Genomic DNA, 18,866 nt, shown 5'->3' on the forward strand with positions numbered 1-18,866 from the left:
GGAGCGGTAGTTCAGCTGGTTAGAATGCTGGCCTGTCACGCCGGAGGTCGCGGGTTCGAGTCCCGTCCGCTCCGCCAATTCTTGAAGGCCCCTGGTGCAAACCAGGGGCTTTTCTTTTTGCTGCGATGCCCGGGTGCCGGGCGCCCCTGTTGGGGAGTGGCGCGAAGCGGGGTACACTGCCGGATTCGCCAATCGGGCCTTGATTTCTCCCATGCTGCAGAAACTTCGCGACAAGACCTCGGGCTGGATCGTTACCGTGATCCTGGGGCTGCTGATGATTCCGTTCCTGTTCGTGATCGACTCCAGCTACCTGGGTGGTGTCGGCGCGCAGAACGTGGCCAAGGTGGCAGCGCCGCCGACCTGGTGGCGCTCGGCGCCGTCGTGGTGGCCGATTTCCTTCCTCTGGCAGCACCATGAAATCAGTGCGGAAGAATTCCGTACCCGTTTCGAGCAGGCGCGCCAGCAGGCCCGCCAGCAGCAGGGCGAGAACTTCGACCCGCGCCAATTCGAAAGCGCCGAGAACAAGCGCGCCGTGCTCGACCAGATGATTGATGAGAAGGTCGTGCGCCTGGCCGGCGAACAGTCCGGCATCGTCATCGGCGACGCCGCCGTGCGCGAAACCATCGCCTCCATCCCGGGCTTCATCGGCCCCGATGGCAAGTTCAACCAGGACCAGTACCGCCTGGCGCTGACCACCGGCAACCCGCCGCGCACCCCGGCGCAGTTCGAAACGCTGGTGCGCGAGAGCCTGCAGCAGTCGATCATTCCGCAGGCGCTGCAGGAATCGGGTTTTGTCACCAGCGTGGAGGCCGAGCGGCTGATGAAGCTGCTGGGCGAAACGCGTGACGTGGAAATCGCCGCGCTGCCGGAGCTGCCGGCCGATACGGCAGAAGTGACCGACGCACAGATCAAGCAGTGGTACGACAGCCACCCGAAGGATTTCCGCCAGCCGGAAACCGTGTCGCTGGAGTTCGTGGAAATCAACGCGGCCGCGCTGCCGCCGGCGGCCGCCGCCGATGAAGCCACCCTGCGCAAGCGCTACGCCGACGAGAAGGCGCGCTTCTCCACGCCCGAAGCCCGTCTTGCATCGCACATCCTGATCGCCGCCGATGGCAGCGACCCGGCCAAGCTCAAGGCCGCTGAACAAAAGGCCGCCGCACTGGCCACGCAGGCCAAGGCGCCAGGTGCGGATTTCGCCGCGCTGGCCAAGGCCAACTCGGACGACACCGGCTCCAAGGCCACCGGTGGTGACCTGGGCTGGGTGGAACGCGATTCCATGGTCAAGCCGTTCGAAGACGCGCTGTTTGGCATGAAGGCAGGCGAGGTGAGCGCACCGGTCAAGACCGAGTTCGGCTACCACGTGCTGCAGCTGCGTGAGGTCCGTGGTGGCCAGCAGCGTCCGTTCGAGGAGGTCCGCGACCAGCTCGCCGCCGAACAGCTCAAGGCCGACAACGAAGGCGCGTTCTCCGAACTGAGCGGCCGCCTGGTCGACCAGGTCTACAAGAACCCGACCTCGCTGCAGGGCGCGGCCGATGCGCTGAAGCTGAAGGTGCAGACCCTCGGCCCGTTCACCCGCGACACCGCCAGTGGCATTGCCGCCAACCCGGCGGTGCTGCGCGCGGCGTTCTCCGATGTGCTGGTGCAGGACGGCACCGTGAGCGACCCGATCGCGATCACGCCCGACCACAGCGTGATGATCCGCGTGACCGACCACAGCCCGGAACAGGCATTGCCGCTGGACAAGGCCCGCGACGGCGTGATCGCCGCGATCCGCGCCGACCGCAACCGCCAGGTCTCGGCCAAGGCCGCTGACGCGCTGCTGGCCAAGCTCAACGCCGGGCAGACCCTGCAGGCGCTGGCCGCCGAAGAGAAGCTGCAGCTCAGCCCGCTGCCGGGCCTGCCGCGCACCCAGCCGGTGCCGACCCCGGAGATCAACCGCGCCGTGTTCGCCGCCCCGGCCCCGGCCGAAGGCAAGCCGAGCTATGGCAAGGTCGCCGTGCAGGACCGTTACGTGGTGTTCGCGGTCAACAAGGTGACCCCGCCGAACCTGGCTGAGGTCCCGGCCGAGCAGAAGCAGCAGTTCAAGGACCAGCTGGACCAGGTAGACGGCATGGCCTCGGCCAAGGCCTTCATCCAGGCCATGCGCAAGCACTACAAGGTGCAGGTCGAAGAAGCCAACCTCTAAGGGTTGGCTGGCGTCCGCTTACGAAAAAGGCCCGGCAATGCCGGGCCTTTTTTGTTGCGCCTTATCCGCCTCAATCTTCGACGCGCAACACCGCACCGGGCTTGAGCACGCTGCTGCCGCTGAGGTTGTTCAACGACAGCAGCGCCTTGAGCGGCATCCCGTAGCGCTTGGCAATCGTCCATGCAGACTCGCCGTTGCGCACGGTGTGGCGGCGCGCCTTGGGGCGGTCCGCGCTGGCAACGGCCCGGCTGGCGACCTGGGTCTGCGTACGCGGGCTGACCGTGTCCGACACGGGCGCCTCAGCCTGGGCCAGCATGACCGAAGGGTCCACCGGCGCGTGGGTGGCCGGGGCCAGCACGGTCACCTGGCCGCTGGGGCGGCCCTTGCCGCTGGCCAGGGCCGGATTGAGCCGGGCGATGCGCGCCGGGTCCAGCGAGCGCTGTACGGCCCACTGCTGCACGCTGGTGCCGGCCGGCAGGGTGTGGCCCTTCAGCACCGGCACGGTGCGGTCCAGCGATGCCATCACCGCCGGCGTGGTTTCAGCGTTTTCCAGCACACAGGCCAGCGCGTGCAGCTTCTCCACGTAGGCGTAGGTCACCGGCGACAGCCCCGGCAGCTCGGCAGGGCGCGCGTTCTGCGCGTTCATGCCGGCCTTGCGCAGCGACTGCAGCACGCGGTATTCGCCAGCGTTGTAGGCCATGGTGGCCAGGCGCCAGTCGCCGCCGAACATCCCGTGCAGGGTCTTGAGGTAGCGCACCGCGGCCTGGGTGGAATCGGCCGCCGACAGCCGGCCGTCGTAGCCGCTGGTCATCTGCACGCGGTGGTTCTTGGCGGTGGAGGCGATGAACTGCCACAGCCCGGCCGGGCCGGCCCCATTCCGCGCGTTGGGCCGGTAGCCGCTTTCCACGAACGGAATCAGCGCGAACTCAGTGGGCAGGTTGGCAGCGCGCAGCTCTTCGACCACATAGCCGAACAGCACCAGTGCATCGTCATCCTGGTTGGCCAGGCGCGAGGGCGCATGGGCGAACTGTTTCTGCCAGCGTGGGCTGGTGGCCTCGACGTCGCAGGTCGGTTCGGCCAGGCCATCGCGGAAGCTGGCGAAGATGTCCTGGCCATTGCGGACGGAAGCGGGGGGCAGGGCAGTGCCGTCCAACGGCAACTGCGACAAACCGGCCACGTTCTGCGACATCCCCGCACTCAACGACTGGGCGCCCGCGGTGCCGGCGATGGCGATCGCCAGGCCTGCCGCGAGCGGCAACCATCGCCGACTCATGTTCGGAATCCGTCTTTCCAGCCCCGCAGACCTGCCAGGACATCGACTTCATCGGTGACCGGACGACCGAGGTGCCGGCTGACGGCAGCTCGGACAGCGGGTGTATCGGTTCGCAGGAACGGGTTGCATTCCAGCTCGCTTGCCAACGAAACGGGCAGCGTAGGGCGTTCATCGCGGCGCATGGCCAGTGCCTCCTCATGGCGTCGCGCAAGCGCGGCGTTGGCGGGGTCGACATGCCGCGCGAAGACGGCATTTGACACGGTGTACTCATGGCCGCAGCACAACAACAGGTGCGGCGGCAGGGACGCCAGCTTGTGCAGGGAAGCCAGAAGCTGGGGTGGCGTACCTTCGAACATCCGGCCACAGCCCAGGCTGAACAACGCATCTCCGCTGAAAAGATGTTCAGCGCTGTGAAATGCGATGTGCGTCCGGGTGTGTCCGGGCACGGATACTACGTCGATCTCCAGCCCCAGTGCCTGAATGCGTTCACCTTCCCCTACCCGGCGGGTGGCGCCGGGAATGCGCGGATCGTGCGGGGCGATCACCTCCAGCCCCGCAAACCGGGCCTGCAGCTCCGCCACGCCGCCGATATGGTCGTCGTGGTGGTGAGTGAGCAGGATCGTGTGCGGGCGCCAGTTCTGCTGCGCTGCGGCGGCCACCACGGGGGCCGCCTGGCCGGGGTCGACCACGATCGCGCGGCCGTCGTCGGCGACCAGCGCCCAGATGTAGTTGTCCGCGAATGCGGGTAGGGCAGTCAGTCGCATAGAATTGGACCATGCCCGCCGCGCCGAGCCCCCGTCAAGCTTCCGTCGCATCCTGGTTTGATACTGAACCGGCGCAGGCGCTGCGTGAGCTGGAGCGCAAGGCTTTGGAGCCGGTGCTGGCCTCGCACCCGCTGAACCCCTGGTTGTGGATCGCGCCGACCCCGGCCTGGCTGGAAGATGCCGCGCTGCCGGGGCAGGGCGTGCGCCTGCACCGCAGCGCCGGCGGCTACACCGGCGACGTTACCTGCGCGCTGCCGCTGCCGTTCCAGACCGAGAGCCTCAACGCCATCGTGCTGCAGCACGTGACCGCCCGCGACGCCGAGCAGCTGATCGCCGAATGCGAGCGGGTCCTCATGCCCGGCGGGCGGCTGTGGCTGTCCACGCTCAATCCGTTCAGCCCATTCCGCAGCCAATGGCGCCGGCACGGGTTGCTGGTGCGCACCCCGCAGCGGCTGCGCCACACGCTGGAGCGGGCCGGGCTGGCCTGCGACGACCTGGCCTGGCTGGGCCCGATGTGGCACACCCGCGCGCCCGAGCGCGGCAGCATCGCCGCCCTGCGCGCGGCCTGCCTGTTCACCGCCGAAAAACGCACCCTGGCCCTGCCAGGACCTACGCCACTGCCGGTACGCCGTTGGCACGGCACCGTGGCGACCTGATCTGGAGTTGTATTGAAAACCATTGAAATCCACACCGACGGTTCCTGCCTCGGCAATCCCGGCCCCGGCGGCTGGGCCGCGTTGATGCGCTACAAGGGCCACGAGCGCGAGCTGAGCGGTGGCGAAGCGCACACCACCAACAACCGGATGGAGCTGATGGCCGCCATCTCCGGCCTGGAAGCACTGACCGAAGCGTGCGAGATCGTGCTGTTCACCGATTCGCAGTACGTGCGCCAGGGCCTGACCCAGTGGCTGCCGGGCTGGATCCGCAAGAACTGGAAGACCGCCGGTGGTGACCCGGTCAAGAACCGCGACCTGTGGGAGCGGCTGCATGCGGCCACCCAGAAGCACAGCATCGACTGGCGCTGGGTGAAGGGCCATTCCGGTGACCCGGACAACGAGCGTGTGGATACGCTGGCGCGCGACGCCGCGATCCGGATCCGTGCCGCCGGCCCGGTACACTAGGCCCATGCGTCAGATCATCCTCGATACCGAAACCACCGGCCTGGAATGGCGCAAGGGCAACCGCATCGTCGAAATCGGCTGCGTGGAACTGCTCGAACGCCGCCCGAGCGGCAACAACTTCCACCAGTACCTCAAGCCGGACTGCGAATTCGAACAGGGCGCGCAGGAAGTCACCGGGCTGACCCTGGAGTTCCTGGCCGACAAGCCGGTGTTCGCGCAGGTGGCCGAAGAATTCCTGGCCTACATCGACGGCGCCGAGCTGATCATCCACAACGCCGCGTTCGACCTGGGCTTCCTGGATTACGAGCTGTCGTTGCTGGGCGATCAGTACGGCAAGATCACCGACCGCTGCACGGTGATCGATACGCTGAAGATGGCGCGCGAGCGCTATCCGGGCCAGCGCAACTCGCTGGATGCGCTGTGCAAGCGGCTGGGCGTGGACAACGCGCACCGCCAGCTGCACGGCGGCCTGCTCGATGCGCAGATCCTGGGCGATGTGTACATCGCACTGACCTCCGGCCAGGAGGAAATCGGCTTTGGTTCAGCCGATGACGTCCGCCCGGGTACGGCACACGCGCAGGCCTTCGATACCAGCCGCCTGCTGCCGCGCCCGCGCGTGGTGGCAACGGCCTCGGAACGGGAGGCGCACGAAGCGCGCCTGGCCAAGCTGCGCAAGAAGGCCGGACATGCCATCTGGGATGGCCCTAAGGTGGAAGAATCGGCGGCGTAATGCCGTCGATTCGGTAGCCCCTGCCGTTGGCAGGCAACCGGTTAAATCAATGGCAACGCACCAGAATCACCGTGATGTTGTCCGACCCGCCCCCATCCAGCGCGGCGGCCACCAACGTATCCACGCACTCCTGCGCACTCGCATCGTCGTAGGCCAGGGTGCGGGCGATGCCGGTGTCTTCCACTTCCTCGGTCAGCCCGTCGCTGCACAGCAGCAGCTGCATGCCCGGGCGCAGCTCGCCAGCGGTGGTGGCCACGTTCAGGTGGGCCGGATCGGTCACCCCCAGTGCCTGGGTCACCACATTGCGGTGCGGGTGCGCGCGCGCCTCTTCGGCCGTCAGGTTGCCCTGCGCCACCATTTCCTGCACCACGCTGTGGTCCTGGCTGAGCTGTGCCAGCTTGCCGTCGCGCCACAGGTAGGCGCGGCTGTCGCCGACCCAGGCCACTTCATAGCGGTTGCCCTGGACCCGGGCGGCCACCACGGTGGTACCCATCGGCAGGCTGTCGTTGCGGCGGCGCGAGGTGCGGATGATTTCCTCATCGGCCACCCGGATCGCGTGCGCCAGCGTGGCGCCCTGGCGGATCTCGCGCACGATGGTCTCGCGCGCCAGCGCGCTGGCCACTTCGCCACAGGCGTGCCCACCCATGCCGTCGGCCACCAGCCACAGTGCCAGCTCCCCGTCCCCGTAGTAGGTGTCCTCATTGAGATCACGGCGCAGGCCAGGGTGGGTCAGGTGTCCGAATTCGATCATGGAGGTGCGCAGGCCAGGAGTGTCATTGCTGAGGGATAACGGCATGATCGCGGCCCTGCGGACATCCGGCAAGGCATCGATACAGAAAAAATTCATCGGCACCCCCGGAATGGCTTGCCGTCAGCGCCGCCTCACCGTATCATTCGCTCCCCGGTTCGCCGGGGACCATCTGGAGAGGTGGCAGAGCGGTTGAATGTACCTGACTCGAAATCAGGCAGGCGTTTATAGCGCCTCGGGGGTTCGAATCCCCCCCTCTCCGCCATATGTATGAACTAAGCCCCTGATTTTCAGGGGCTTTTTTCATTTCAGGCGATCTTGGCATGCCATTGGGTATGCGATGTCAGGATGGCTGGCCGCAGACGTCATCGGACGTCCCCAATCGTTGATGATTGATGAAACCCGTTGTGACCCTTTTGGTCGCGTCCAACCTGGTCCATTCTTCGGACCTATGATCGGAAGCAGCGAGCACTGATCCGACGCGGTTAGATCCGCTTTAATCGTAGTCGGGGAAAGCTATCGAGGATGGTTGCAACATGCTCATCAGGCTGGGCTTGCCCTATGACTTCGCAGATATCCGGCGAGAGCGACAGCAAGGTGCACGTGGGGTGCCTTTGGGTGCTCAAGGATCATAGCCAATGGGCTACGATTCCAATGCAGAAAAAAGGATGACTTGTGGGAGTCGAGATTCATTGTCAATGCGGGTCTCCGCGTCGCGGAGCTTTTGCATCTCCGGGAGTGAAGTGGGGGAGCCCACCATGCTGGGCATGTATTGGATGTCGCCAAAGAGCTTCTTCCGTCATTTCGGCTAGCCGTAGCCGATCCATTAGCTTGGCCCCATGGCTGTTGCCCGCCGAGGAGGCGAGTTGAAGCCATGTTGAGCGACGCTCCCCACTCGCAGACGTTACCAACCGAATACCACTGGGCGCCCCCTTTGAAGCAGTACCAAGCCGATCTATCCGCCGGATCATTGATGCTCCCCGAGAGCAGGATCATTGCCGGACTTTTGCTTCAGCGGCTAGACGATGCCGCGTGGCAAAACGCGCTACGTGTGGAGAACGTGCTGCAGAAGTCGGCGCCGGCCACGGCAGTACGCCAGGCGCGGTTGATCCGTCTTCGACTGGAGTCCATTGATGCGTCGGTCTGGAGTGTCATCAGGGATGGGGACAAGGAGATGGCGACACAGCTGCTGTTTGCCGCGGCGCTCAAGCACAGCGAGCTCCTCAAGGACTTCCTGCGTGAAGTAGTGGCTGATCACGCCCGACGCTTGGAACACTCTCTTTCGGTCACCGCCTGGGACCCCTTCCTGCACGATTGCGCAGGGCGCGATCCTGCCGTTGCCACGTGGAGCAACTCGACGCGGAAGAAGCTGGTGCAGGTGATTATTCGGATTCTCGCCGAGGCCCGGTATCTGGAAAGTACTAGATCCCTTCGACTGCTACCTCCGCACCTCCATCCGGTGGTTCGGCGATCCTTGCTGGCTGCCGGGGAAGGGCAGCTCGTTCCGATGATGGAGCTTCGTGCATGAGCGACAAATTTCGCGAGCGCCTCAATCGCATCCTGCCCAAACTCAGTTCCGCCGAGTTCCTTGCCAATAAAGGGTTGGGCAACGAGATCGGCTTCTGGGTCTTTGACTACCTGCCTGAGCAGGAAATGGAGATGCGTGGCTTTATCGCCGAAATCCTGTTGCCCGGTCTGGCCCGGCAGCAACCGGTCTTGCGTCCCGTGGTCGTCAACCTCTTCGATCTCATCGTCGACCTGCTGGAAGACCGCAAGCTCTATGACCGCGTCCTGGCCATCCAGGCCGACAAGGGCAATGACGCCGCTCTCGCTGCGCTCAGACCCGTGCTCAAAGAAGACAAGCTGGCCCAGCGCATCGCCAGCAAGATCGACTTCGACCAAATAGACATGCTGCTGCTGACCGGCGTAGGGGCGGCGTATCCGATGCTGCGCTCGCACACATTGCTGACCGGCTTGCAGCCGATCATGGACCACACGCCGGTCGTGATGTTCTATCCAGGGCGCTACGACGGTTTCTCGCTGCGCCTGTTCAACACCTTGGCCGACGACCACTACTACCGCGCCTTCCGGCTGGCGGAATGATTCACAGGGGATGACTGAAAACATGAAGATCAGGGAGCTTTTCCGCAAGCCGATCGACCGCCCGATCAACGGCGTGATCAAGGCTGACCAGCGTGATGCCGAAAGCATTTGGCAGGAGCTGGACGAATACGTGGTCACCAAGCAGCTGGCCGACTACTTTCGCCGCTTCTTCGACGCGTACCTAGCGGCCGGCGACAATCCGAACAATTCGGTGATCACCGACCGTATGGGCGTGTGGGTATCGGGCTTCTTCGGCTCCGGTAAATCGCACTTCATCAAGATCCTGTCGTACCTTCTGGAAAACCAGGAGGCGGTCGACCCGGTCTCCGGCAACACCAAGCGTGCGGCCGAGTTTTTCGACGAAACCAAGGTCAAGGACCCGTTGTTGCTCGCGGACATCCAGCGCGCCACCCGCGGCAGCGCCGATGTCATCCTGTTCAACATCGATGCTAAGGCGGACAGCAAGTCCGATCGCGATGTGGTTCTGCAGGTGTTCCTGCGCGTGTTCAACGAGAAGCTCGGCTTCTCTGGCGATGCGCCGCATATCGCCGAGATGGAGCGCTATCTCGTCAGCAAGGGCGCCTACGAGACGTTCCAGCAGGAATTCGCGCGCATCCATGGTGGCTCGTGGACAGCTGAGCGCGACGCGTTCGACTTCCTGCGCGACGAGATCGCCCAGGCCTTGGCCATTGCATTGAAGATGTCGGTGGAGTCCGCCCAGCGCTGGTTCGATGAATCCCGCGACAGCTACAAGATCAACATAGAGAACTTCGCCAAACTCTTGGGCGAGTACCTCGATACCAAGGGCAAGGACCATCGCATCATCTTCTTGGTCGATGAGGTCGGCCAGTTCATCGGCAACAACACGCAATTGATGCTCAATCTGCAGACCATCGCCGAGCAGCTCGGCACCCAATGCAAAGGTCGCGCCTGGGTCATCGTCACCAGTCAGGAAGACATCGAAGCGGCCATCGGCGAAGCGAACAGGGCTCGTTCCCAGGACTTCTCCAAGATTCAGGGGCGTTTCCATACGCGCCTGTCGCTGGCCAGTTCCAACACGGACGAAGTGATCGGCGTACGCCTGCTGGCGAAGACCGAGGCTGCCCATGAGGCGCTGCGCAACGTGTTCGAGCAGCAGGGCGACATCATCAACAACCAGATATCGTTCAACGGCAACGCCGTGACCCTGCGTGGCTACGCCGATTCTATCAGTTACGTGGCCAACTATCCGTTCGCCCCATATCAGTTTGAACTGCTGCAGAAAATCTTCGAGGCGATCCGCAAGGTCGGCGCCACCGGCCAGCACCTTTCACGCGGCGAGCGTTCCCTGCTGGACGCGTTCCAGTCAGCAGCCAAGATCAATGCTGATCGCAGCATCCAGTCGCTGGTGCCGCTGTACGACTTCTATCCCTCAATCGAGAGCTTCCTCGATACCACGGTAAAGCGTGCCATCGACCAAGCCGAACAGAATCCCGCCCTCGAAAAGCAGGACATCCGCCTGCTGAAGGCGCTGTTCCTGATCCGCCATATTGCCGAGGTGATCAAGCCCACCATCGACAACCTGGCGGCGCTTTGCCTCGATCAAATCGATGCGGACAAGCTGCAGCTCAAGCGGCAGATCCAGCAAAGTCTGGAGCGTTTGGAGCAGCAGCGGCTGGTCAATCGCAATGGGGATCTGTGGTTCTTTCTCACCAATGAGGAGCGCGACATCGCCCGCGAGATTGGCCATGTTGACGTGTCCGCCGCGGAGAAATCCAAGCTGCTGGCCGAGATCGTCTTTGATGAAATCCTCAGCCAACAAACCAAAGTGCGCCATCGCGATACCAAGGCCGACTACGAATTCAACCGGCTGCTCGACGGTGCACCATACCGGCAGGCCAACCACTCGCTCAGCCTGGATATCCGCTCGCCTCTGGGTGACGACTACGAAAGCCTCAAGTCTGACCGCTGCATCATGCTCAGCGCCGAAGGCAACGGCAAAGCGCTAATCCGCATGGGCGAGGGAGCTCGTCTGGATATCGAGCTGACTTTGTTTCGTCAGATCGAGAAATACGTCGACAGCCCCAAGGCCAGCGCGGCACCACCGTCCTTGCGCAAGATTCTGCTTGAGCGCAAAGACGAGAATCGCGAACGCAGGCAGCGCCTGGTTGCCCAAATTGCCGACCTGATTGTGCGGGGCGATTGCTACGCCAAAGGCCAGCAGGTGCGTTCCAAGACGGCCACGGCACCCGCACTGCTGGACGAGCTGATCAACTACCTGATCACTAATACCTACAACAAGCTGCCGTACCTGAAGATCCGCAAGCCCGATCCCATCACCGAGATCCGCGCCCTGCTCAGCGCCGATAACGTCGGACAGCAGGAGCTGGCGCTGGGCGGCGAGGACGGCAACCCGCAGGCCATTGATGAGGTTCGCCAATACTTGCAGCTCGCTGCTTCGCAGAATCGCGTACTGCTGTCTGATGTGGTCGATCGCTTCACCGACATTCCCTATGGCTGGAAGCCAGAGTGGGAAGTGGTGCTACTAATCACCCGCCTGTTCATGGCCGGCGAGATCAAGCTCACCATAGGCGGCTCGGATCTGGAGCCGCGCAGTGCATTTGATCCGCTAACCAAGGCGATGCAGCATAAGCAGATCTCGATCCTCAAGCGTAAGACCGCCGATGCCGGCAGCATTGCGCGCGCGTCTGAGCTCTACCGGCAGTTGTTCTCCTCCTTGCCACGCAAAGAGGAAGACGGCGTGGTTGCCGATTTCCGCTGCAAGCTGGTTGAGTGGAAGGATGACCTGAAGCGCTGGCAGCTCACCGCCGGGCAATTGCACTATCCCGGCAAGACCGTCATCGACGCCATGCTGGTGCGCTGTGAGCGACAGCTTGCCATCCGCGACCCGTTCGAGTTCATCGAGGCGCTGAACAGGTCGCGCGATGAATGGCTGGACGCCGGTGAGGATCTCAATGATGTTCGCGGCTTCTACACCAATCAGTTGCCGACCTGGCAGCGCTTTCTGGCCACGCTGAATCGTTTCGAGCCCAACCGGGATGTGCTGGCCGCCGACCCCAAGGCAAGTGTCGCCCTCAAGGATCTGCAGCGCATCCGCGAAGAGTCGGCCCCGTACACCAGCGTCAGCAAGATCGAGCCACTACTGGCCACCCTGGAAGTCAGCAACCAGGCCTTGGTCCAGGCCGAGCGCGAAGCGGCGCTGCGCGTCGTCGAACAGCGTATCGACGAGGCGAATAAGGCGTTGGTGCAGGCGACCGCGAATGCCGATCTCAGCAATGCCGCTCTGCATCCTCTGCAACAGCTGAAGCTGAAGATTGCCGATGCGGTCAGCATTCCAGAGATCCAGTTTCTGGCCAATGGCGCCGGCGACAAGCTGGAAGAGGCCATGGATCTGATCCGTGATGCCTTGGTGAAGGCGCATACGGCGGCGCAAGTCGCAAGTAAGGCAGCGACAGCTAGCGGCGCGACTCAGACAACGACGAGTGCTGATCGGGCTTCAGCTTCGGCTGCTTCCGCAGCAGTGCCGAAAGCCTCTCAAATCGTCCGCCCGGCGGCACTGGTCACCAGCTCCTATATCGAAACGGAGGCTGAGGTCGACACGTACCTCGCCGATCTCAAAGTCCACTTCATCGCCGTGCTCAAGTCCGGCAAACGCATCCGGATCCAGTAAGCAATGAACACAGGGAATCTCAAGAGCTACGCTCCGCAGGCGCGCAAGGACTTCATCGCAGCGGTGACGGCGCGGGCGAACCTGCTGGGACTGAGCGACGCCAGGGGCGCGTTGCAGGTGGCCGAGGCCGAGGTCAAGAACGACATCGTGATGATTGCCGGCCGGCCATGGCCGGTGAAGGTCAACGAACAGCGCAACACGCTGATTGCCCGCATGAGGCTGCAGGGCTTCGGCCACACCGTCGAGGCCGTGGCCTACGCCTGGTTCAACCGGTTGGCCGCGCTGCGCTACATGGAAGTACACGACTACCTCGGCCACGGCCGACGCGTGTTGTCGAACCTGAGAGGCGGTTTGCCCGAAGTGCTGGCGCACGCGCTGGAGTTGGCCGAGTCGAATGCGCTGCCGGGTTTGTCCGCCGACACCGTGCGCGAGTTGAAGCTCGCCAATAAGGATCCCGAGCTATACCGCCTGATCCTGATCGCCCAGTGCAATGCGCTGCATCAGGCCATGCCGTTCCTGTTCGAGGAGCTGGGTGACGAGACTGAGCTGCTGTTGCCGGAAAACCTGCTGCTCACCGATTCGGTGGTGGCCAAGATGGTGCAGTCCATTCCCGAAGAAGACTGGCAGCAGATTGAGATCATCGGCTGGCTCTACCAGTTCTACATCTCGGAGAAGAAAGACCAAGTCATCGGCAAGGTGGTGAAGTCCGAGGACATTCCGGCGGCGACCCAGCTGTTCACGCCGAACTGGATCGTGAAATACATGGTGCAGAATTCGCTAGGCGCTCAGTGGCTGGCCACTTATCCAACTTCGTCGCTCAGGGCGCAGATGGAGTACTACATTGTGCCGGCCGAGCAGACCGATGAGGTCAATGCTCAGCTTGCGGCGATCACTCCGAGCTCGATCAACCCAGAGGAGCTGACACTGATCGATCCGGCCTGCGGGTCCGGTCACATCCTGGTTGAGGCCTACGATCTGTTCAAGGCGATCTACCTGGAGCGCGGCTACCGCCAGCGCGACGTGGCAAAGCTAATTCTAGAGAAGAACCTGTTCGGCCTCGACATTGACGAGCGGGCGGCGCAGTTGACCGGCTTTGCGTTGATGATGAAGGCACGTGCTGATGATCGGCGACTGTTTGAGCGCGAAGTGAAGCTCAATGTGATGGCGTTGATGAATAGTTCGGGGTTTGATGCGGAGGTCCTGTCGCAGGGCGCTAGGCTTACTGAATACGGACTGGAACTTGGAAATCTAACTGCATTAAAGGGCCTGTTTAAACACGCAGAAACCTTTGGTTCGTTGATTCAGGTGCCGGAGGAATTGGCGAGGAAGCAGGTGGCGCTGAAAATGCTGGCCTCGATGAGCAGCGAGGACCTCTTCGTGTCAAAGGCTCTCAATCAGCTGCGTCACCTAGTGCGTCAGGCTGTGTTGCTGAATGGGCATTACGACGTAGTGGTTGCGAATCCGCCATACATGGGTGGCGGTGGAATGAATGCTCTTGTGAAAGCCTTCGCTAAGGAAAATTTCCCCGACGCTAAAAGTGATCTTTTCGCGTGCTTTATCGAGCGCGGATTTTTAATGGCAAGATCTCATGCTTTCGTTTCAATGGTCACAATGCAAGGTTGGATGTTCTTGTCTTCATTCGAGAACATGCGGAAGAAAGTGTTGGAAGAAAAGACCATCTTTACGATGGCTCAAATTGGCTTCAATAGTTTCCCTTCGATGAATTCAAAGATCGCACTGGCAGCTGTCTTCTCAGCTTTGAACGCAAAGATTGATGGATGCGCCGGAACTTATGTGGACCTCAATAGTGCGCCACAGTCGGCGGACAAGCAGACGGTTTTCTTGAATCGCGAGCGGAGCAACTGCTTCACTGCCACATCGAGCGACTTCAGTAAGATCCCAGGCAGCCCAGTCGCCTACTGGGCGAGTAAGGTAATAATCGACTCGTTTGTGAGATTGCCGCCGCTAAAAGACTTTTGTAAACCTGTCGTTGGCTTGCAGACCGGTGACAATGACAGATTCATCAAAGACTGGTCGGAAGTCGCTTTCGAAAATGTTGAGTTCGGATCTGTGTTTAACGGCGAGGCATCTAAAACAACACGCCGATGGTTCCCGTACACAAAGGGGGGGGGGTTTAGGAAGTGGTATGGAAACAACGAGTGTGTGGTAAACTGGCAGGCGGGCGGAGTCGAAGTAAAGGCGTGCGCAAGTTCGGTTGTGCGCAACTCGTCTTTCTATTTCAAGCCTGGACTTTCGTATACAAATATTGGCATTCAGTTTGGCGCTAGAGCAACCCCTTCGGGATTTATCTTCGATCAGAAGGGGAGTATGTTTTTTCCTGTATTAGAGCAGTCTTCCTCGATATATCTCGCATTCCTATCGAGCAAGGTGGCGCAGGTGTTTTTGCGTATCCTATGTCCCACTTTGGATTTCAATCCCGGAAGTTTGAGCGTGATGCCGTTTGACGGCTGTGCAGCACATGCCGAAACCTTGAATCGAAATTCACAGGTACTAATAGATTCAGGACGAATAGACTGGGACGCCTACGAGCGCTCCTGGAACTTTCAATACCTCCCCATTTTGACGGCCTCCTCCGAGCCCAAGCCCACACTGGAATCCAGCTACTCCGCATGGATTACCCAGAACCACGAAAAAGTCGCTGAGATGAGGCGACTCGAGCAGGAGAATAATCGCCTTTTCCTCGACGCGTATGGCTTGCAGGACGAGCTCACGCCCGACGTCCCTATTGAGCAGATCACCCTCACGATAAATCCCGCCTACCGATATGGCGGCAAATTCACTGAAGAGGAACGATGGACCCGCTTCGGTCAGGACACCATGGCGGAGCTGATTTCCTACACGATTGGCTGCATGATGGGTCGCTACAGTCTGGATGCGCCGGGCCTGATCTACGCCAACAGCGGGAATATCGGCTTCGATGCCTCACGCTACACAAAGTTTCCTGCCGATATTGACGGCATCGTGCCCGTCACTGAAGAGCTGTGGTTTGAGGATGATGCCGCGCTGCGCGTGCGCGAATTTTTGCTTGCCGTGTGGGGGCCGGAATCGCTAGAGCAAAACATGGCTTTCGTGGCCGACAACCTTGGCCGCAAGGCCAGCGAATCACCGGAGCATGCGATTCGCCGTTATCTCGCGGACAAGTTTTTCAAGGATCACCTGCAGACCTACAGGAAGCGTCCGATCTACTGGCTGTTCTCCAGTGGCAAGCAGGGCGCTTTCCAGGCGCTGGTCTATCTGCACCGCTACAACGCAGGTACGTTGTCGCGTCTGCGCGCCGAATACGTGGTGCCACTGACCGGCAGGATGCAGACCAAGATCGAAGAGCTGGAGCAGGAAGTCGCTGCGTCCAGCTCAACCGCACAACGCAACAAGTTCACTAAGCAGCTCGAAAAACTGCGCCAGCAGCACCTGGAGCTGCTGGCCTACGACGAGCAGCTGCGCCACTACGCCGACCAGCGCATCACGCTGGATCTGGACGATGGGGTGAAGGTGAACTATGGCAAGTTCGGTGACCTGCTGGCTGAGGTCAAGGCAGTGACGGGCGGGAAGAGCGATGACGAATGATTGCCGCTTCGCGGACTGCCGCAGTAACGCCTTGGCTAAAGGCGGCGCAAAGCGGGGTGACGCATGGATGTGAATGAACGCCGCGTGGTCGAGTCACTGCGCGCGCTGTTTACGACAGAGCGCGTGGTGTTTTGGCACGATACGGATTCGCAGTTCGCCATCACGCTCGAATCGCTGGAGCTTGGCAGCGAAATCGAGATCGTGCGGCTGGATCAAGCGCCGGTGCTGGCGGTCAAACGGCAACTGGAGCAGCGGCCCGCCTCGCAGTTCTTGCTGTACAGCAACTACCCGGAGCCGGATCCGGCAGTGGATTGGCTGCTCGATGTGCGGCTACGTTCCAAAGCGTTCCGTGCCGACCTGACCACGTTGCTGATTGAAGACCTTGGTCTCACCTCGCTGACGCTGGCGCCCTATATTCGCTCGCGCACCAAATTCCTCGGCGCGGAAGCACGCCGTAGCAAGCTCAAACGCTTGGTCGAGTCTGGCGACGGTGAGGCGGAGCTTGACCGCAAGATGATGGCCGTGCTGTTGCGCAGCGACGAGTCCGAGCCGCTTTCGATTGCGCATCAGCTGTTGCTAGGACTTCGGGTAGAAAGCCAGGCCCGTATCGGCGAGCCGGCGAAGGCTTGGACCGATTTGCAGAGTTACGGCCTGGAGCCAGCGTTCTGGCTGCTGATGCAGCGCACGTTTGGCTATGAAAGTGGCGAGCCGACCCTTGTCGATTTGTGGCTGCGTATCCTGGTTACCGATTTCGCCCGCGGTATCAGCGCCGAGGTGCCACAAGCCTTGCGCCATCTGCTGTTGGAAAATCCACAGCTGGCAAATAACGCGGCGATCCTGGCCGCGCGCTGGCGCAGCGATCTGCACAGCCATGCCGCCTATGCGGATCTGTCCGCGGCCGTGGCGCAGATGGTCAAGCTGAACGAACTGATTTCTGGCTGGCACGCGGAGGATCTGTTGGAATGCATGACCTTCGCTGCGGTCGAACGTCAGGTCATCCATGACTTGAAGACGCGGGTGATGCAGTTGGGCGGTGCGTCACTGGGCGACGTGCAGGCGATTACCTCCCGCCGTCGTGATGGTCACTGGAGCAACGCGCTGATCAGCGACGCCAGCGATGAAATTCGCGCCTTGTCTGCCTGCTATGACGCAATCGAGGCGGCAGCCGAGTTTCTGGCGATGAAGGAGCGTAACGCTGCCGGCTTCAGCTTTGCCGACGCGGCTATGGCTGTGCAGGCGTATCGAAGCGAGCTGTATCGCTTCGACCAGTGGTATCGCTGTTTCCATTTTGCTGCTGACAAAGTGGAGCCGATGGGCTGGAGCGTGCTACACGAACTGCGCGGCGCGATCGAAGATGCCTATTCCGGTTGGTTCATTCCAGGCCTGTCGTCGGCCTGGGCTGATGTGCTGGCTGGCGAACATGGCTTGCTGGCCACCTGGCGTGTGCCAGGTACGACGCCACAACAGGACTTCTTCGATGACCATGTCGCCTCGGCACTCAGTGCGGGCACGACCAAGCGCGTGTTCGTGCTGATCTCCGATGCATTCCGCTACGAAGCCGGCGAGGCCCTTGTTCGCGAGATCAACGCCAAGAACCGTTTCACGGCCAAGCTCGATGCAATGCTGGGCGTGCTGCCCAGCTACACGGCGCTCGGCATGGCGGCGTTGCTGCCGCACCAGAGCATCGCCTACAAGGCGGGCGACAGCCTTGACGTGCTGGTCGATGGCCAATCGACCGCGACGCTGGAGAGTCGCAACGCGCAGCTGGGCCGCTATGACGGTATCACGGTGAAGGCGGATGACTTACTGGGATTGGGCAAGGCCAAAGGACGTGAGTTGGTCGGTGAGCACCGGGTGATCTACGTCTACCATGACCTGATCGACATGCTGGGTGACAAGCAAGGCTCCGAGGGCCAGACATTCGACGCTGTGGCCAGGACGCTGAAAGAGCTGAGTGGTGTCATTTCGTACATCATCAACAACCTCAATGGCTCGATGGTGCTGGTGACGGCCGATCACGGATTCCTCTATCAGGAGTCGCCACTGGATGACGCCAGCCGTGCCGCATTGCCGGAGAAGCCTGCCGGGACACTCAAGGCCAAGAAGCGCTATCTGATAGGGCGCGATTTGCCGGTTAGCGATAAGGTCTGGCAAGGCAACACAGCACGGACGGCGGGAACGCAGAGGGGCGAGGGCAGTATGGACTTCTGGCTGCCCAAGGGTGCCATGCGTTTCCACTTTGCCGGTGGCGCCCGCTTCGTGCATGGTTCGGCGATGCCGCAGGAGGTGATCGTGCCGCTCCTAACCGTACGCGTGTCCGACTCCCACAAGGCACGCACCCATCCAGTGGAGATCAGCCTGATGGGCTTCTCCAACAAGGTTGTGACCAATACCCAGCGCTTCGAGCTGATCCAGACCGAGCCCACCTCCAGCCGCGTGTTGCCGCGGACCGTGCGGATTTCGTTGCGCGATGGTGAGACCCCGGTGAGCGACGAACAGGTACTGACCTTCGACAGCACCTCTAGCGTGCTGGGGGAGCGGGTTAGGTCAATCATTCTGACAATCCGTTCCGGCAACTACGATCGGCAAAAGGACTACTTCCTTGTCGCGCGTGACGCGCAGACCAAGGTCGAAGTGCTGCGTGTTCCCTTGAAGATCGATCTGGCGTTCTCCAATGACTTCTGACT

At 61.8% G+C, this 18,866-nt stretch carries 12 protein-coding genes and 2 tRNA genes; 11 read left to right on the plus strand and 3 right to left on the minus strand.

All coding sequences use genetic code 11. The annotated features are described in order from the left end of the window. Both V9K91_RS10675 and V9K91_RS10680 read left to right on the plus strand, forming a co-directional pair. Positions 1-77: transfer RNA gene (locus V9K91_RS10675), tRNA-Asp, on the plus strand. Positions 78-211: 134 nt separating this feature from the next. Then, positions 212-2,185: a peptidyl-prolyl cis-trans isomerase gene (locus V9K91_RS10680; protein ID WP_336442919.1), complete on the plus strand. Its 1,974-nt coding sequence runs from the start codon at positions 212-214 to the stop codon at positions 2,183-2,185. A gap of 70 nt (positions 2,186-2,255) precedes the next feature. Here V9K91_RS10680 and V9K91_RS10685 read toward each other — a convergent pair whose 3' ends face one another. Together V9K91_RS10685 and gloB are read right to left on the minus strand one after the other, a co-directional pair. Then, positions 2,256-3,458 carry a lytic transglycosylase domain-containing protein gene (locus V9K91_RS10685; RefSeq protein WP_249833816.1) on the minus strand — a complete coding sequence of 401 codons (1,203 nt, stop codon included), beginning with the start codon at positions 3,456-3,458 and terminating at the stop codon, positions 2,256-2,258. Further along, complete coding sequence (gloB, locus tag V9K91_RS10690; RefSeq protein WP_336442918.1) at positions 3,455-4,222, minus strand: hydroxyacylglutathione hydrolase; 768 nt, start codon at positions 4,220-4,222, stop codon at positions 3,455-3,457. Before gloB ends, V9K91_RS10685 begins: the two co-directional genes overlap by 4 nt. A gap of 11 nt (positions 4,223-4,233) precedes the next feature. On the opposite strand from gloB, the gene V9K91_RS10695 reads away from it, so the two are divergent. Genes V9K91_RS10695 through dnaQ form a run of 3 tightly spaced genes read left to right on the plus strand, consistent with a single transcriptional unit; the run spans position 4,234 to position 6,073 of the window. Beyond that, a complete protein-coding gene (locus V9K91_RS10695; RefSeq protein ID WP_184124961.1) occupies positions 4,234-4,878 on the plus strand; it encodes a methyltransferase domain-containing protein in 645 nt (214 codons plus the stop codon). 12 nt (positions 4,879-4,890) lie between these two features. Continuing rightward, positions 4,891-5,343, plus strand: a complete 453-nt coding sequence (rnhA, locus tag V9K91_RS10700) for a ribonuclease HI (RefSeq protein WP_336442917.1) — start codon at positions 4,891-4,893, stop codon at positions 5,341-5,343. Between the two features lie 4 nt (positions 5,344-5,347). Beyond that, a complete protein-coding gene (gene dnaQ, locus V9K91_RS10705; protein WP_068849589.1) occupies positions 5,348-6,073 on the plus strand; it encodes a DNA polymerase III subunit epsilon in 726 nt (241 codons plus the stop codon). A gap of 46 nt (positions 6,074-6,119) precedes the next feature. Here dnaQ and V9K91_RS10710 read toward each other — a convergent pair whose 3' ends face one another. Beyond that, entirely contained in the window at positions 6,120-6,824 is a 705-nt protein-coding gene (locus V9K91_RS10710; protein ID WP_068854556.1) for a protein phosphatase 2C domain-containing protein, read from the minus strand. A gap of 171 nt (positions 6,825-6,995) precedes the next feature. On the opposite strand from V9K91_RS10710, the gene V9K91_RS10715 reads away from it, so the two are divergent. From V9K91_RS10715 to pglZ, 6 genes are all read left to right on the plus strand, one after another. After that, positions 6,996-7,086, plus strand: a tRNA-Ser gene (locus tag V9K91_RS10715). A gap of 609 nt (positions 7,087-7,695) precedes the next feature. Then, positions 7,696-8,349, plus strand: a complete 654-nt coding sequence (locus V9K91_RS10720) for a DUF1819 family protein (RefSeq protein ID WP_336442916.1) — start codon at positions 7,696-7,698, stop codon at positions 8,347-8,349. Next, the gene (locus tag V9K91_RS10725) at positions 8,346-8,924 is read left to right on the plus strand and encodes a DUF1788 domain-containing protein (protein ID WP_336442915.1); all 579 of its coding nucleotides are present in this window, start codon (positions 8,346-8,348) and stop codon (positions 8,922-8,924) included. Before V9K91_RS10720 ends, V9K91_RS10725 begins: the two co-directional genes overlap by 4 nt. 22 nt (positions 8,925-8,946) lie before the next feature. Next, complete coding sequence (gene brxC / locus V9K91_RS10730) at positions 8,947-12,594, plus strand: BREX system P-loop protein BrxC (protein ID WP_336442914.1); 3,648 nt, start codon at positions 8,947-8,949, stop codon at positions 12,592-12,594. Positions 12,595-12,597: 3 nt separating this feature from the next. Further along, a complete protein-coding gene (gene pglX / locus V9K91_RS10735) occupies positions 12,598-16,179 on the plus strand; it encodes a BREX-1 system adenine-specific DNA-methyltransferase PglX (RefSeq protein ID WP_336442913.1) in 3,582 nt (1,193 codons plus the stop codon). A gap of 63 nt (positions 16,180-16,242) precedes the next feature. Then, the gene (gene pglZ, locus V9K91_RS10740; RefSeq protein WP_336442912.1) at positions 16,243-18,864 is read left to right on the plus strand and encodes a BREX-1 system phosphatase PglZ type A; all 2,622 of its coding nucleotides are present in this window, start codon (positions 16,243-16,245) and stop codon (positions 18,862-18,864) included. The last annotated feature ends 2 nt before the right edge of the window (positions 18,865-18,866 follow it).

Source organism: Stenotrophomonas sp. CCNWLW57 (assembly GCF_037203925.1).
In the GTDB taxonomy this organism is placed as follows: domain Bacteria; phylum Pseudomonadota; class Gammaproteobacteria; order Xanthomonadales; family Xanthomonadaceae; genus Stenotrophomonas; species Stenotrophomonas rhizophila_A.